Source organism: Halorussus lipolyticus (assembly GCF_029338375.1).
GTDB lineage: Archaea > Halobacteriota > Halobacteria > Halobacteriales > Haladaptataceae > Halorussus > Halorussus lipolyticus.
Genome location: NZ_CP119804.1, coordinates 3,227,261 through 3,241,113 on the forward strand (window position 1 = coordinate 3,227,261; position 13,853 = coordinate 3,241,113).

The 13,853-nt window shown below is 64.9% G+C and carries 12 protein-coding genes; 5 read left to right on the forward strand and 7 right to left on the reverse strand.

From position 1 onward, the window contains the following. Positions 1-30: 30 nt before the first annotated feature. The 3 genes from mtnP to P2T57_RS16245 all read right to left on the reverse strand — a co-directional run bounded on the left by mtnP (position 31) and on the right by P2T57_RS16245 (position 2,355). The gene (gene mtnP / locus P2T57_RS16235; protein ID WP_276300265.1) at positions 31-885 is read right to left on the reverse strand and encodes an S-methyl-5'-thioadenosine phosphorylase; all 855 of its coding nucleotides are present in this window, start codon (positions 883-885) and stop codon (positions 31-33) included. A gap of 141 nt (positions 886-1,026) precedes the next feature. Beyond that, on the reverse strand, positions 1,027-1,740 hold the full coding sequence (locus P2T57_RS16240; RefSeq protein WP_276300266.1) for a phosphoribosyltransferase: 714 nt from the start codon (positions 1,738-1,740) through the stop codon (positions 1,027-1,029). A gap of 81 nt (positions 1,741-1,821) precedes the next feature. Further along, positions 1,822-2,355 (reverse strand): hypothetical protein, encoded by a 534-nt coding sequence (locus P2T57_RS16245; protein WP_276300267.1) that lies wholly within the window; start codon positions 2,353-2,355, stop codon positions 1,822-1,824. Between the two features lie 90 nt (positions 2,356-2,445). On the opposite strand from P2T57_RS16245, the gene P2T57_RS16250 reads away from it, so the two are divergent. Further along, positions 2,446-3,354, forward strand: coding sequence for a PhzF family phenazine biosynthesis protein (locus P2T57_RS16250; protein WP_276300268.1), 909 nt, complete (start codon positions 2,446-2,448; stop codon positions 3,352-3,354). A gap of 344 nt (positions 3,355-3,698) precedes the next feature. On the opposite strand, the gene P2T57_RS16255 is transcribed toward P2T57_RS16250, so the two are convergent. Beyond that, positions 3,699-4,130: a hypothetical protein gene (locus tag P2T57_RS16255; protein ID WP_276300270.1), complete on the reverse strand. Its 432-nt coding sequence runs from the start codon at positions 4,128-4,130 to the stop codon at positions 3,699-3,701. A gap of 248 nt (positions 4,131-4,378) precedes the next feature. On the opposite strand from P2T57_RS16255, the gene ppsA reads away from it, so the two are divergent. From ppsA to P2T57_RS16270, 3 genes are all read left to right on the forward strand, one after another. Beyond that, a complete protein-coding gene (gene ppsA / locus P2T57_RS16260; RefSeq protein WP_276300271.1) occupies positions 4,379-6,709 on the forward strand; it encodes a pyruvate, water dikinase in 2,331 nt (776 codons plus the stop codon). 139 nt (positions 6,710-6,848) lie between these two features. After that, the gene (locus P2T57_RS16265; protein ID WP_276300272.1) at positions 6,849-7,847 is read left to right on the forward strand and encodes a DUF7537 family lipoprotein; all 999 of its coding nucleotides are present in this window, start codon (positions 6,849-6,851) and stop codon (positions 7,845-7,847) included. Positions 7,848-8,035: 188 nt separating this feature from the next. After that, the gene (locus tag P2T57_RS16270) at positions 8,036-9,202 is read left to right on the forward strand and encodes a 3-dehydroquinate synthase II (protein WP_276300273.1); all 1,167 of its coding nucleotides are present in this window, start codon (positions 8,036-8,038) and stop codon (positions 9,200-9,202) included. Positions 9,203-9,226: 24 nt separating this feature from the next. On the opposite strand, the gene P2T57_RS16275 is transcribed toward P2T57_RS16270, so the two are convergent. Continuing rightward, positions 9,227-9,694, reverse strand: coding sequence for a zinc ribbon domain-containing protein (locus tag P2T57_RS16275; protein ID WP_276300274.1), 468 nt, complete (start codon positions 9,692-9,694; stop codon positions 9,227-9,229). A 73-nt stretch (positions 9,695-9,767) separates the two neighbouring features. Next, complete coding sequence (locus P2T57_RS16280; RefSeq protein ID WP_276300275.1) at positions 9,768-10,439, reverse strand: type I 3-dehydroquinate dehydratase; 672 nt, start codon at positions 10,437-10,439, stop codon at positions 9,768-9,770. 705 nt (positions 10,440-11,144) lie between these two features. Here P2T57_RS16280 and metG point away from each other — a divergent pair. Further along, on the forward strand, positions 11,145-13,280 hold the full coding sequence (gene metG / locus P2T57_RS16285) for a methionine--tRNA ligase (RefSeq protein WP_276300276.1): 2,136 nt from the start codon (positions 11,145-11,147) through the stop codon (positions 13,278-13,280). A 310-nt stretch (positions 13,281-13,590) separates the two neighbouring features. Here the strand turns inward: metG and P2T57_RS16290 are convergent, their stop codons facing one another. Continuing rightward, complete coding sequence (locus P2T57_RS16290; RefSeq protein WP_276300277.1) at positions 13,591-13,725, reverse strand: hypothetical protein; 135 nt, start codon at positions 13,723-13,725, stop codon at positions 13,591-13,593. Positions 13,726-13,853: the final 128 nt, after the last annotated feature.

Below are 13,853 nucleotides of genomic sequence, written 5' to 3' on the forward strand. Positions count from 1 at the left end.
ACTGCGACGGTGGCGACTTCGCTGAGTCGGTCAGTCCAGATACTCGCCGACGAACTCGTCCACTCGCTCCCGAGTCTCGTCCGGAATCGCATCGGTCGGCGTGTTGATGGTCCCCTCCAGCGCGTGGCCGCAGTCACACTCTCGCTCGTCGGGCATGTTCTCGATTGCGTGTTCCACGACTTCCTTGATGGCCTCCTCGTTCTCGGCGGCGTTGTCCAGCACCTCTTGGAGGGTCACTTCGCTGTCCTCTTTCCACACGTCGTAGTCGGTGACGCCCGTGATGGTGGCGTAGCACATCTCGGCCTCGCGGGCGAGTTTGGCCTCCGGAATCGTCGTCATGCCGATTACGTCCCAGCCTTGGTCGCGGTAGAACTCGCTTTCCGCGCGAGTCGAGTACTGTGGTCCCTCGATGCAGACGTAGGTGCCGCCCTGCTCCGAATCTGCATCGGTCGCGGTCTCACACGATTCGGAGAGGTGTTCGACCATGTGCGGGCAGTAGGGGTCCGCGAAGGGCATGTGGACCACGATGCCGTCGCCGAAGAAGGTCGAATCCCGGTGTTTGGTCCGGTCGAAAATCTGGTCGGGCACCAGCAGGCTCTGGGGCGGCAGGTCCTCGCGGAGGCTTCCGACCGCGTTGCTCGACAGCACGCGCTCGACGCCGACCTGCTTCAGCGCGTGGATGTTGGCCTTGTAGGGCGCGTTGGTCGGCGTGTGCTGGTGGTCCGGGCCGTGGCGCGGCAGGAAGGCGACTTCCTCGCCCGCCAACTCGCCGATAGTGACCGGCGCGCTCGGTTCGCCGAAGGGTGTCGAAACGTCCTCTTCGCGGGTGTTTTCGAGGGGCAGGGCCTCGTAGATGCCGCTTCCCCCGATGAAGCCAATCGTCATGGCCTACAGTCGTGTCGGTGGCTACTAAACGGCTATCCTTTCGGAACTGTCCGGTCGGTCACGTTCGCCACCGTTCATATCTTTCCCGCGACTGTTCGGACGGGAGTCGAGAGAAACCGAAAAGAAACGAAAGGGCCGCGCTCAGGCCTGCACGCCGTCGTCGTTCTCGACCAGTCGCCACGCCTCGCCGTCGTCTTCGAGGACTCCCCGGCGAACCATCTCGGTCAGCACTTCCTCCATGCGGTCGGGTTGGGCGATTTCCATCTCGATTCGCTCCACGTCGTGGAACTCGCTGAGGAGGTGGCGAATCTCCTCGGTGGTGAACGCCTCGCCCTCCGCCTTGTCCAGCACGCCACTGATGATGTCTATCATGTCCTCGATGAAGTTCCACGGGTAGACTATCCACGCCCACTCGTCCAGACGCTCGCCGATGTAGTCCGGTTCGAAGGAACTGGTCTGGAGAAGTTGGAGGGTGGCGGTCCGGACCTCGCCCGCGTCCCGGTCGGTGACGTACTCCTCGGCGCGTTCGATGGAACCGCCGGTGTCGGCGATGTCGTCGATGATGAGAACGTCCTTGCCCTCGACGCTCCCCTCGGGCATCGGGTAGCGGACTTCGGGTTCGTCGGATTTCTCGGCGGTGCCGACGTAATGCTCCATCTTGAGGCTGGTCAGGTCGTCCAGTCCGAGGAAGTCACAGATACATCGCCCGGCGAACCACCCGCCGCGGGCCAGCGCGACCACCACGTCCGGTTCGAAGGAGTCGCGCTTGACCTCGTCGCTCACGTCACGACAGAGACCGTAGATGTACTCCCAGTTCGTAATCGTACACTTGAACTCGTCGGGGAGTTCGCTCATATCACCTCGGGATTCGACGCCCTGCACACTTAACGGTTTACAGGTGGGTTTCACAGCGCACGAGGCGTTTCCGCGGACGCCCTACCTGACGCTCGGATACCGACGAACGCCGAGGTATGCCTGCTGTGGTTCGTACTCGCCGGTCCGGAGGAGGCGAAGCGCACACCCCGTCGCGTAGTGGTTGCCGTCTGCGACCGAGGGCGTCCCGGTCCCGCGCCGGAAGCAGACGATGCGCTCGGCCTCGGGCGTCCGGTCGGCGAGTCGGCGAATGTGGTCCACGTCGATGTCCTCGAACTGCCCCCGGAGGCCCGACTCCCGGATTCGGCGGGCCGCGCCGAGGATGGTCCCGTCGGGCGAGAGCTTTCGCCACGACTCGTCGCGGGGTCCCTCGATGACCCGGAGTCGCCGAAAGGTCTCCTCGTCGAACTCGGTCCGGTACCACGTCACCGGGTAGCGCCAGACGAACGCGGCCTGAAACGGTTGGTGGGCGAACAGCAGGCCGACGAGTTCCCAGTCGGGCGTCTCGTCGTCCAGTTGGTGGTCGAGGTCACCCTTTCGGCACTCGCGTTCGAGCCAACTCCGGACGACTTCGGTCTGTGGGACGCGCTCTCTCACGGCGACGGTGATACGCGAGAGGGGAGCAAAAAGCCCCGGACCGACGGCCGACCAACCAGTTCTAAACGTCTCGCGTTCGTCGGGGCGACCATGGAGACGTTACGCGCCCTTCAGGTAGACGCCTTCGCAGACGAACCGTTCGCCGGGAACGCGGCGGGAGTGGTCCCGGAGGCCGACGAGTTGACCGACGACCAGATGCAGGCCATCGCCAACGAACTGGCGGTCAGCGAGACGGCTTTCTTCCGCGAGAGCGACGAGGCCGACCGCAGAGTCCGGTACTTCACGCCGACGACCGAGGTGGACCTCTGCGGCCACGCGACGATTGCGTCCCACGCCCACCTGCTCGAAGACGGTGCTATCGACCCCGGCACTCACAGTCTCGAAACCAACGTCGGACTCCTCGAAATCGAGGTCACCGAGGACGGCACGATTTGGATGACCCAAGACGACCCCGAGATTCGGCGGGTGGACCTCGACTACGAGCGGGTCGCCGACGCGCTCGGCATCGACCACGCCGCGATGGAGGACGTGGGCGCTGACCTCCCGCTGGCGGTGTCCTCGACCGGTCTGCCCTTCCTCGTGGTCCCCGTCAACTTCCTCGAACACCTCTCGGCGATGGACCCCGATTTCGGAAAAATCGAGGCCATCACCGAGGAGGTGGACGCCACCGGCATCTACGCCTTCAGTTTCGACGCGCTCGGCGTCGATTCGACGCTCCACGGGCGGATGTTCGCGCCCGGCGCAGGAGTCCCCGAGGACCCCGTGACCGGCACCGCCAGCGGCGCGACGGGGGCCTACCTCCGGGAGTTCCGGGCGTTCGACGACGAAGGCGTTCCGGACGAGATGGTCTTCGAGCAGGGCCACTTCGTGGACCGACCGGGCCACGTCCGGGTCCGAATCGGCGAGGAGGTCCGCGTCGGCGGACGGGCCGCCACCGCCCTCGACGGCGAACTGCGCGTCCCGGAGACCGACGACGGCGACGACATCATCGAGGCCTGAGTCTTCGGAGTCGTTTATACGCAATTCTTGACGTTGCTTAAGGAAACAAAATTGGTTCTTTCAGGATTGCTCCTCTATCTCTGCAGTCGGCGCGCGTTGGTGCGGCCGTCCGGCCGCACCTCGCGTGCGAGGGACGAGGGAGCATAGCGACCGAGGAGGTTGGGGAGGTGTGAGGTCCGCGGTAGCGGTGGCGGCCGGGCGGTGGGGCAGACGGCGTTGTTCACGCCTGACGCTAGTTTTCCGATTCTCTCGTTTTACCGAACACACCGCCCAATCCCGCTGTCCGGGTGGTGTACGGTTTGCGGTCGCGCTCTCCCGACCGCGTTTCGGAACCCGCCCGAAATCTACGACTGCTCGCCGAATTGGAACTCGTCGGCGGTGTCCTCGCGCTTGAGTTCCGAGACCTGCCGGCGGGTCTCGGAAACGTCCCGCTCGACGTCCGCGAGGCGGTCGTCCAGCACCGAGAGAATCTCGCTTTTGACCTTCTCGCTGTCGAAGCGTTCGCGCATTTGCTCCTCGACCGCCGCCGTAAACACTCGCACGAAGGCGGTGACGGTGCCGACGACCCAGACCACGACGCCCAGCGCCGCCAGCACGAGGCCCGGCGCGGCGGTCGTCAGCGCGCCCGAAAGGGCCGCGCCGCTCTGTAGTTGACTGTACGCGTCCGCGATGCCAAGCACGACGCCGCCACCGACCAACGTGCCGCCGAGGAGCGTGGCGATTCCGGCGAGGACCACGTAGTACACTGCCCACCGAAGCGAACGACTCGCGTCCATGGGTGACTGCCACGAACGCCGGGATATAAACTCACCCGTTTTCGTGTCGGTTCGAGTGCAAAACCGGTCGGGAGTCGGTCTGCGCGTTCGCTCGATAGCCATAGTCGTCAGAACACCCCGAGGACGACCGCCGTGTCTGCGGGCCACCACCGGGTGCCTGAAAAGTAAATTCGGTTTCGAGTTATTATTCATTTCACGGGCCGGTCGGAACATTCTTTATTCGCCTTCTTGTTCTCTCACATGCACCAATGGCTGTACTCTGGCTGGACGAAATCACCGCGGACGACCTCGAACTGGTCGGCGGGAAAGGCGCGTCGCTGGGGGAACTCACGGGCGCTGGCCTGCCGGTTCCGTCGGGGTTCGTGGTTTCGGCCGGCACCTACCGCTCGTTCATCGAGGAGACCGGCATCGCCGAGGAACTATTCGAGGCCGTGGACGTTGACACCGAGGACTCCGCGGCGCTCGCCGAGGCGCAATCGCGGGCCAAGGAACTCGTGCTGGAAACCGAGATGCCCGACGACATCCGACAGGAGATTTACGACTCCTACGACGACTTGGGCGACGGCGAGGCGTTCGTCGCGGTTCGCTCGTCTGCGACCGCCGAGGACCTTCCGGACGCCTCCTTCGCCGGGCAACAGGAGACCTTCCTCAACGTCACCCGCGAGGACCTCGTGGACCGCGTGAAGCGATGCTGGGCCTCGCTGTTCACCCAGCGCGCTATCTACTACCGACAGGAGAAGGGCTTCGCCCACGACAAAGTGGACATCGCTGTCGTCGTCCAGCGCATGGTGGACGCCGAGAAGTCCGGCGTGATGTTCACCAGTCACCCCTCGACCGGCGACCCGCGAATCATCATCGAGGCCGCGTGGGGCCTCGGCGAGGCGGTCGTCTCGGGGTCGGTCTCGCCCGACAACTACGTCGTGGACCGCGAGACCGGCGCGGTGGACGAAGTGACCATCGCCGACAAGAAGACGATGATGGAGAAGGACGACGAGACCGGCGAGACGGTCGAACGCGAGGTCTCCGACGACCTGCGCGAGGCCCAAGTGCTGGACGAGCGCGACATCGAGCGCCTCGTTGAACTCGGCGAGCGCGTCGAAGACCACTACGAGACGCCCCAAGACGTCGAGTGGGCAATCGTTGACGGCGAGGTCTTCATGCTCCAGTCGAGACCCATCACGACCATCGACGACGGCGACGCCGAAATCGAGACCGACGCGAGCGGAACCAGTTCCGAGGGCATCGCCGACGGGAGCGGCGGCGTCGAGGCCGCCAGCGGCACAAGCGACGCCGGGGCGAGCGGCAACGGCGACGTGCTGGTCTCCGGTCTGGGCGCGAGTCCGGGCATCGCCTCGGGCGCGGTCCGAATCGTGGGTCAACTCGACCAACTCGACAAGGTGAGCGAGGGCGACATCATCGTCACCGAGATGACCACGCCCGACATGGTGCCCGCGATGAAGCGCGCCGCGGGCATCGTCACCGACGAGGGCGGGATGACCAGCCACGCCGCCATCGTCTCCCGTGAACTCGGCGTCCCCGCCGTCGTCGGGTGTACCGACGCCACGCCGACCCTGACCGACGACCAGCGAATCACCATCGACGGCGACAAGGGCACCATCACCGAGGGACGCAAGGAGACCAGCGCCGAGCGCGAACCCATCGAGGAGGCCCGGCCGAAGACCCCGGTCAAGCCCATGACCGCGACCGAGGTCAAGGTCAACGTCTCCATCCCCGAGGCCGCCGAGCGCGCCGCCGCGACCGGCGCAGACGGCGTGGGTCTCCTCCGGATGGAACACATGATTCTCTCGACCAACAAGACGCCCGCCAAGTACCTCGCCGACCACGGCGTCGATGCCTACGTCGGCGAAATCGTGGAGGGAATCCGCGGGGTCGCCGACGAGTTCTACCCCCGGCCGGTTCGGGTCCGAACCCTCGACGCGCCCACCGACGAGTTCCGCCAACTGCAGGGCGGCGACGACGAACCCGACGAACACAACCCGATGCTGGGCTACCGGGGCATCCGCCGGAGTCTGGACCGCCCGGACGTGTTCAAGCACGAACTCGAAGCGTTCGCCCGCCTCTACGAGATGGGCTACGACAACGTGGAAATCATGTTCCCGCTGGTCAACGACGCCGAGGACGTGCTGAAGGCGCGCAACCTGATGGAGGAGTCGGGCATCGACCCCGAGAAGCGAACGTGGGGCGTGATGATAGAGACGCCCGCCTCGGCGCTGGGCGTCGAGCAGATGGCCGAGCAGGGCATCGACTTCGCCTCGTTCGGCACCAACGACCTGACTCAGTACACCCTCGCGGTGGACCGGAACAACGGGAACGTCGCCGACCGGTTCGACGAACTCCACCCCTCGGTCCTGCAACTCATCAGCCAGACCATCGAGACCTGCCGGGAACACGACGTTGACACCTCTATCTGCGGACAGGCCGGGTCCAAACCCCAGATGGTACAGCATCTGGTCAACGAGGGCATCTCCTCGATTTCGGCCAACATCGACGCGGTTCGTGACGTGCAACACGAGGTCAAGCGCGTCGAGCAGAAACTCGTCCTCGATTCGGTGCGCTGAGGCCGGTTCCGACGAGGGATTCTTTTTCAGTTTTCGAGCGAGTAAGCGCCGGTTAGGTCGAATAAGCAGGTGCTAATCGCCAAAACGTCACCCCACGATACACGCTGTTTATGAGCGACGCGGGCGGAACGGGGAATAAATGGAGTCGGCCAGAGCCGCGCTCGTCGTCGCCGGACTGCTCGTCCTGTCGGGGTGTACCGGAAGCGCCTTCGGGCCGTCGGAGACGACCACGCCGACCGCCGAGACGCAGACGACCGCATCGCCGACTGCCGGGAACGGCACGGCGACGGCGACTGCATCGTCAGCCAGCACGTCGCAGGCTTCGGTGACGACGTTAGGGGCGAACACCACCACCGCCACCACCGCCACCACCGACTCGCTCCCGCCCGGCCTGAATCAGTCCGGCGTCGCGGACGCCGACGAGCTAGTCTCAGCCCACCAGCGCGCGCTCAACAACACCAGCTTCGGGTTCTGGTTCCGGGCGAACGTCTCGGTCGGACCGGCGAGTCAGTGGACTTACCAGCGCGGCGCGGTCGAAGCGGGCCTGTCGCCGCTGGTGGTCCGCTCGGAGAGTCTGCGCCAGTTCGACGGCGGGGCGACCCGCGTCTCGACCGACCTCTGGGCCAACGAGACCACGGTGGTCGTCCAGTACAGTCGGACGAACCGGACCGAACTCCGGCGGTACAACCGGACCGGCGAGAACCTCGCCGACGAAACGTGGGCGCACCTCCCGCGGGCAGACCTCGACTCGCAGGTGACCCAAGCGTGGCTCCTCGAACTCGCGCTGACCGCGGCCGACTACGACCTCGAACAAATCGAGGAGCGAGACGGTCGTCGGGTCGTCGTCCTCCGGTCGAGCGAGGCCGTCGCTGGCGCTAACTTCACAGACCTGAACGCCACCGTCGTGGTGGACGCCGAGGGCCGGGTCCACTCGCTCTCGCTGACCGCGGCCTACGACGAGGCCGACGAGAACCGGATTCACTACGAGTTCCAACTGACCGAGGTCGGGGCCTCCTCGGTCTCCCAGCCGCGGTGGGTGGACGCGGCGATTCCGCCGAGCGAGAGCGCGAACGCGACGACGGTCGGGGCCGAGGCGACGACCACCGAAGACGCCAACGCCACGACGACAACTGACTGAATCGAGTCTCCGCTGGGGGAGTCGCGCCAGTCGTGCTGTTCGTGGGTCCGCTCTCCCAGCATCGTATATCGTTCGTAAAGTATCGAAAATAGTAGTTATAGAAACGTATAGTTATCTTCGGTCTGTCTCCACCTGCTCCTATCGCCGCATCCGCCACGTTCAAGCCCTCCGGACGCAAGCGTGCGAACATGACACGCTCTGTCTGGCTCAAAGCCGACGACGCGGTCGGCGACTGGGACGCCCGCCGGAAGCGAATCACGGCGGGACTCGAAGCAGGGGTCGATTGGGTGCTGGTGGACGCCGAGGACGTGGGCCGAGTCCGGGAACTCGGCGACGTGAACGTCGCGGCGTTCACCGATGGCGACACCCGAGTAATCGACGAGGCTGAACCGCGGGCCGAACCCGACGCCTACGTCGTGGGCAAGGACGGAGAGGGCGACGGAACCGTGGACTTACCCGCGGACTTCTCCGGGTCGGCGGACCTCTCGACGCTCCGGCGCGACGACGACCGGGCCGACGGGGCCTACGTCCGCATCTTCAACGAGGGCTACGAGGAGTTCGCCGGGGCGGCGGCCCAAGAGGCCGACTACACTATCGTCGTCGGCGAGGACTGGACCATCATCCCGCTGGAAAATCTCATCGCCCGAATCGGCGACGAGACCGAACTCATCGCGGGCGTCACGACCGCCGAGGAGGCCGAAACCGCCTTCGAGACGCTGGAAATCGGGAGCGACGCGGTTCTGCTGGACACCGACGACCCAGACGAGATTCGCAAGACCGTCGAGGTCCGCGACGCCGCCGAGCGCGAGACCCTCGACCTCGACTGGGCCGAGGTCACGGCCATCGAGCGAACCGGGAGCGCCGACCGAGTGTGTGTCGATACGGGCAGTCTGATGGACCACGACGAAGGCATGCTGGTCGGGTCGATGTCCCGCGGTCTGTTCTTCGTCCACGCCGAGACGGCCGAATCGCCCTACGTGGCCTCGCGGCCCTTCCGGGTCAACGCCGGGGCGGTCCACGCCTACGTCCGGACCCCCGACGGCGGCACCAAGTACCTCTCGGAACTCAAGTCGGGCGACGAGGTGCAGGTCGTGGACACCGAGGGCCACACCCGCGAGGCCACCGTCGGCCGGGTCAAAATCGAGAAGCGTCCGATGTTCCGGGTCGAAGTCGAGTTCGGCGACGGCGATAGAGTCGAGACGCTCCTCCAGAACGCCGAGACCATCAAAGTCGCCACCAGCGAGGGACGGAAAGCGGTGACGGACCTCGAAGCGGGCGACGAACTCAAGGTCTACCGCGAGGGCGGCGCTCGTCACTTCGGCGAGGCAGTCGAAGAGAGCATCATCGAAAAGTAACCGACCGAACGTCGGCGACCCGGTTTACCGCGAAATCGCGTTGCCTTCCGTGGGGTTGTTCCCCTCGGAGGAGCCGTTGGGACCCTCGCGCTCGGGGAGGGGCGTCGTACACCACTGGCAGAAGTCGAGGTCCTCGTCCACCGGTCTCCCGCAGGCCGGGCACTGCTCGGCCTCGTCCTCCTCGGCGGGAGCGCGCTGGAGCGCCAGCCAGTAGGCGTCGATGGCGCTGAACAGTCGAACCACCCAGATGGGGAGCAGAGCCTCCAGCGGGAGGTCCTGCGTCGCCGCCATCGCCGCGTCGAACGCGCCGGACATGCTCGTGGCACTCCCGGTTTCGGGGAGCGGGACGAACAGCAGGACGGCGCTGACCGCGAACGCGAACCACATCGCCGAGCGAAGCCACTCCTTGATGTAGACGTGCCCGAGACCGGGCAGGAAGAAGGACAACACAGCGCCCAACCACGGACGCTTCTCGCTTTTCGTATGAGTCACTAGTCGGGGGTAGCCGAGCGACGTTAATAAATGCTGTCCCCGAACGCCGGCGCTGGACCTCAATATAGACGTTTTATTTTAAATCATCGACTAACTCGGCCAGCGTGGCGAGGTCGTACTGCCCCGGCGCGGTGGCCTCCTCGGGGCGGACTGGAGCGTAGCCGATTTTCGACCCGTAGAGCGGCGCGACCGCCCGCGAGTGGCGGCCCGCCTCGCCCATCGCCATCGTCGCCACCCGCGCCCCGGCCTCGGAGAACTCGTGGGTGACCGAAAGCAGGTCCAGTACGTCGCTCCGGTTCCGGGCGGTCACGGCGAGTTTGCCCACGTCGGCGCGGTCGGTCGCGGTTTCGAGGAGGTCCCGAAGTTCGGACTTCGGCGGCGTGCGCTCGAAGTCGTGGACCGAGGCCACGACCGTAGTGTCGGTCCGGCGCGCTCGCTCGGCGACGCGCTCGCCGTCGCCCTCGGTCAGCGACTGAAGTTCTATATCGACTGCGCCGACGCAGGCCAACTCGGCGGCCTCGGCAAGGTCGGCGAGACGAGCGTCGTCGTCCTCGGCCTCGCCGCCCTCCCACGCCGCGCGGTTGGTGGCGAGGACGGGCAGGTCGCCGTCGTAGTCGTCGAGCGCGGCGAGCGGGTCGTCCGCGAGGTCCATCCGGAACTCCACGGCGTCGGCGTGGTCGCGGGCCTCGGGTTCGGCGTCGAGGTCGGTGAGGCTGGCCGCGAGGACGAGCTCCTCGAAATTCATGTCCGGATGTGAGTGTGGGGCGTGGAAAAGTGTGTTCGTCGCGTCGGGTGGATTGCTCCGGTCGAGATTCGTTTCGTGACGAGGGTCGCACTGCAGAGGACTGTCGCGGTAGGGAGTCGGAGAAGCCATCTCCCGAACACCGGCGAGGTTGAGTCGGGCGTGGGCCGAGGCGTCATCGCACGGTACCGCAACCGCTCTGCTCCTCGTCCTCCCCAACCGCCTCACTCCTCCGCTTCGCTCCGTCGTTCGTCCCTCGCACGCAAGGCGCGGCGAGCGCCGCGCCACGCGCGCCGACCGCCGCGCCACGCGCGCCGACCGCAACGACTAGAGACACATCTGTAATTGCTAGACAATTAAATATAATCTACAAGTTATTGTATGTGTTTTTATAACCTAACTACATATGTCTAATACTCCGTGATACGTCGGACGAACGTTTAAATATCGAGACGCCCAACCCGAGAACGTGCTACTCACGGTCCAGACCCCTGCGAAGTCGAGGGCACGCCCCCGCGCTATGCGTATGCGCATGCGAAGCGACGCATAGCGTCGGGAGGACCCGCCCGGACCGTGGCGCGCGGCATTTTTGGGTGGTGAAACCCGGCCGTCCGGTCGAATCGCCAGCCAGTCAGTAATCCACAGACGACAGCATGTCCGAACACGGAAATCGGCGGGTTTTACACTCGCCACGGAGGATTGGATAGTATGAGCCACGACGACTTCCCGACGGAGCATCCGGCGGTGGTGACGTGCGGTCTGCCCTACGCCAACGGCGACCTGCACATCGGCCACCTCCGGACGTACATCAGCGGCGACGCCTACGCTCGCGCACTGGAGAAGTTAGGTCAGCAGACCGCATTCGTCTCCGGGTCCGACATGCACGGGACCCCGGTGGCGGTCAACGCCGAGAAGCAGGGCGTCTCCCCCGAGGAGTTCGCGCTGGAACACCACGAGAAGTACGCCGAGACCTTCCCGCAGTTCAACGTCGAGTTCGACAACTACGGCCACACCCACGACGAGACCAACACCGAACTCACCCAAGAGTTCGTCCGGTCGTGGGTCGAAAACGACCACGTGTTCGAGAAGGAGATTCAGGTGGCGTGGGACCCCGAGGCCGACACGCCCCTGCCCGACCGCTACGTCGAGGGCACCTGTCCCTACTGCGGTGCCAAGGCCCGCGGCGACGAGTGCGACGAGGGGTGTCAGCGCCACCTCGAACCCGGCGAAATCGAAAATCCCGTCAGCACCATCACCGGCAACCCCGCCGAGTACCGGACGCGGGAACACAAGTTCCTGCGCCTCTCGGACTTTCAGGAGTACCTCGCCGGGTTCATCGACCGCCTCGAAGGCACCAGCAACGCCCGAAACCAGCCCAAAGAGTGGATAGAGGGCGAACTACAGGACCTCTGTATCACCCGCGATATGGACTGGGGCATCGACTACCCCGGCGATGGCGAAGGCGGCGAGGAGAAAGAAGACCTCGTCCTCTACGTCTGGGTTGACGCCCCCATCGAGTACGTCGCCTCCACGAAGCAGTACACCGAGCGCGTCGGTGCCGACGAGTACGACTGGGAGGAGGTCTGGAAGGACGGTGCCCCGGATGCTGGCGCACCCGACGAGACCGACGACGAGGCGTGGGAATCAGCAGACACGGGCGAAATCGTCCACGTCATCGGTAGAGACATCATCCAGCACCACACCGTCTTCTGGCCCTCGATGCTCCGGGGCGCGGGCTACAACGAACCCCGGTCGGTCATGGCCAGCGGCTTCGTCAACCTCGACGGACAGGCGTTCTCGACCAGTCGCAACCGCGCGGTCTGGGCCGACGACTACCTCGACGAGGGCTTCCACCCGGACCTCGTGCGCTACTACCTGACCACGACCGGGGGCTTCCAGCAGGACGTGGACTTCTCGTGGGAGAAGTTCCAAGAGCGCGTGAACGGCGAGTTGGTCGGCACGCTCGGCAACTTCGCCTACCGAAGCCTGCTGTTCTCTGCGCGGAACTACGACGGTGCCCCGGACGCCGAAACCTCCGAGGAGGTCGCCGACCGAATCGAGGAGGCCATCGCGGACTTCGAGCAGGCGGTCAACGACTACTCGCTCAAGAACGCCGGTGACGCCGCGGTGGCGCTGGCCGGGTTCGGCAACGAGTACATCCAGCGCAACGAACCGTGGAACCTCACGGGTGACGAACCGGAACGCGCAGAGCAGGTCATCTACGACTGCGTGCAGATTGCCAAAGCCGTCGCGGTCCTCTCCGCGCCGGTCCTGCCCGACAAGGCCCAGACGCTCTGGACCCAACTCGGCGAGGACGGGTCGGTCCACGACGCGAACCTCGACGCCTGCCTCCAGTCGCCGCCGGGCGAGTTCGGCGAACCCGACGAACTGTTCGAGAAAATCGAGGACGAGCGCGTCGAACAACTCAACGAGAAGCTTCAGGAGCGAATCGAAGCGGCTACGGACGACAGCGACGAAGACGAATCCGACACCATGAGCGACACCGACATCGAACCCATCGCCGAGGACCGCATCAGCTTCGAAGACTTCCAAAATCTCGACATCCGCGTCGGCGAAATCGAAGTCGCCGAACCCATCGAGGGGGCCGACGACCTCGCACGCCTCGAAGTGGACATCGGGACCGAGACTCGCCAAATCGTCGCGGGCATCAAGCAACTCCACGACCTCGACTCCCTGCCGGGCACGAAAGTCGTCGTCGTGGCGAACCTCGAACAGGCCGAACTGTTCGGCGTCGAGTCCAACGGGATGGTGCTGGCGGCCGGCGAGGAGGCCGACCTGCTGACGACCCACGACGACAGCGCGCCGGGCACGAAGGTCAAGTAACTGACTGCCGACTGCGCAGACGCTACGTCGGCGGTCCGAAGGCAACTCAGCAGTATATTTATATACCTTCGCCGTCGTATCGACGAACGGTGCCAACGACGTAACCAGTCGGGAGAAAAGCCACTGTACTGGATTTCCAGTTCACGCCGCTCTCCGCGACGGGGCGTCATTCTCTCACGTTTTCACCGCTTTCGAGATGCGTCACGCGGTATCCGATGCCGAAAAATGGGTGTCCGAAAACCATCATCGGAGAGTGTTCGTCTCCTCAGGTGGTTCGCGGACGATACTGGAAGTTCGTATCAGCGGCCGACTATCCCGTCAGCATGAATACCAACTTCCCGACGTTCAGTAGGAACCGGGCGACGAGGTTTGCGTACTGCAGGAACCGACCAATCTTAGTCGTCGGTTCAGACTCGTCGTCGTTCCTGTCGGTGTTGGGCGTCATTCTCTCGGCCTCGCTGGAAGGTTACTGGTGCCAACCTCGCTTCCAGCATATCGATGATTTCACCTTACACATTAAAATTACGCGAATATACCGTGAGACGGGATTATAGACTATTCTACACCTTCGAT

Coding starts and splice junctions, on each gene's coding strand:
- P2T57_RS16270 (WP_276300273.1), top strand. CDS start 8,036: ATGACACGCTCTGTCTGGCTCAAAGCCGACGACGCGGTCGGCGACTGG.
- metG (WP_276300276.1), top strand. CDS start 11,145: ATGAGCCACGACGACTTCCCGACGGAGCATCCGGCGGTGGTGACGTGC.
- P2T57_RS16240 (WP_276300266.1), bottom strand. CDS start 1,740: ATGAGCGAACTCCCCGACGAGTTCAAGTGTACGATTACGAACTGGGAG.
- P2T57_RS16290 (WP_276300277.1), bottom strand. CDS start 13,725: ATGACGCCCAACACCGACAGGAACGACGACGAGTCTGAACCGACGACT.
- P2T57_RS16265 (WP_276300272.1), top strand. CDS start 6,849: ATGGAGTCGGCCAGAGCCGCGCTCGTCGTCGCCGGACTGCTCGTCCTG.
- P2T57_RS16280 (WP_276300275.1), bottom strand. CDS start 10,439: ATGAATTTCGAGGAGCTCGTCCTCGCGGCCAGCCTCACCGACCTCGAC.
- mtnP (WP_276300265.1), bottom strand. CDS start 885: ATGACGATTGGCTTCATCGGGGGAAGCGGCATCTACGAGGCCCTGCCC.
- P2T57_RS16255 (WP_276300270.1), bottom strand. CDS start 4,130: ATGGACGCGAGTCGTTCGCTTCGGTGGGCAGTGTACTACGTGGTCCTC.
- P2T57_RS16250 (WP_276300268.1), top strand. CDS start 2,446: ATGGAGACGTTACGCGCCCTTCAGGTAGACGCCTTCGCAGACGAACCG.
- ppsA (WP_276300271.1), top strand. CDS start 4,379: ATGGCTGTACTCTGGCTGGACGAAATCACCGCGGACGACCTCGAACTG.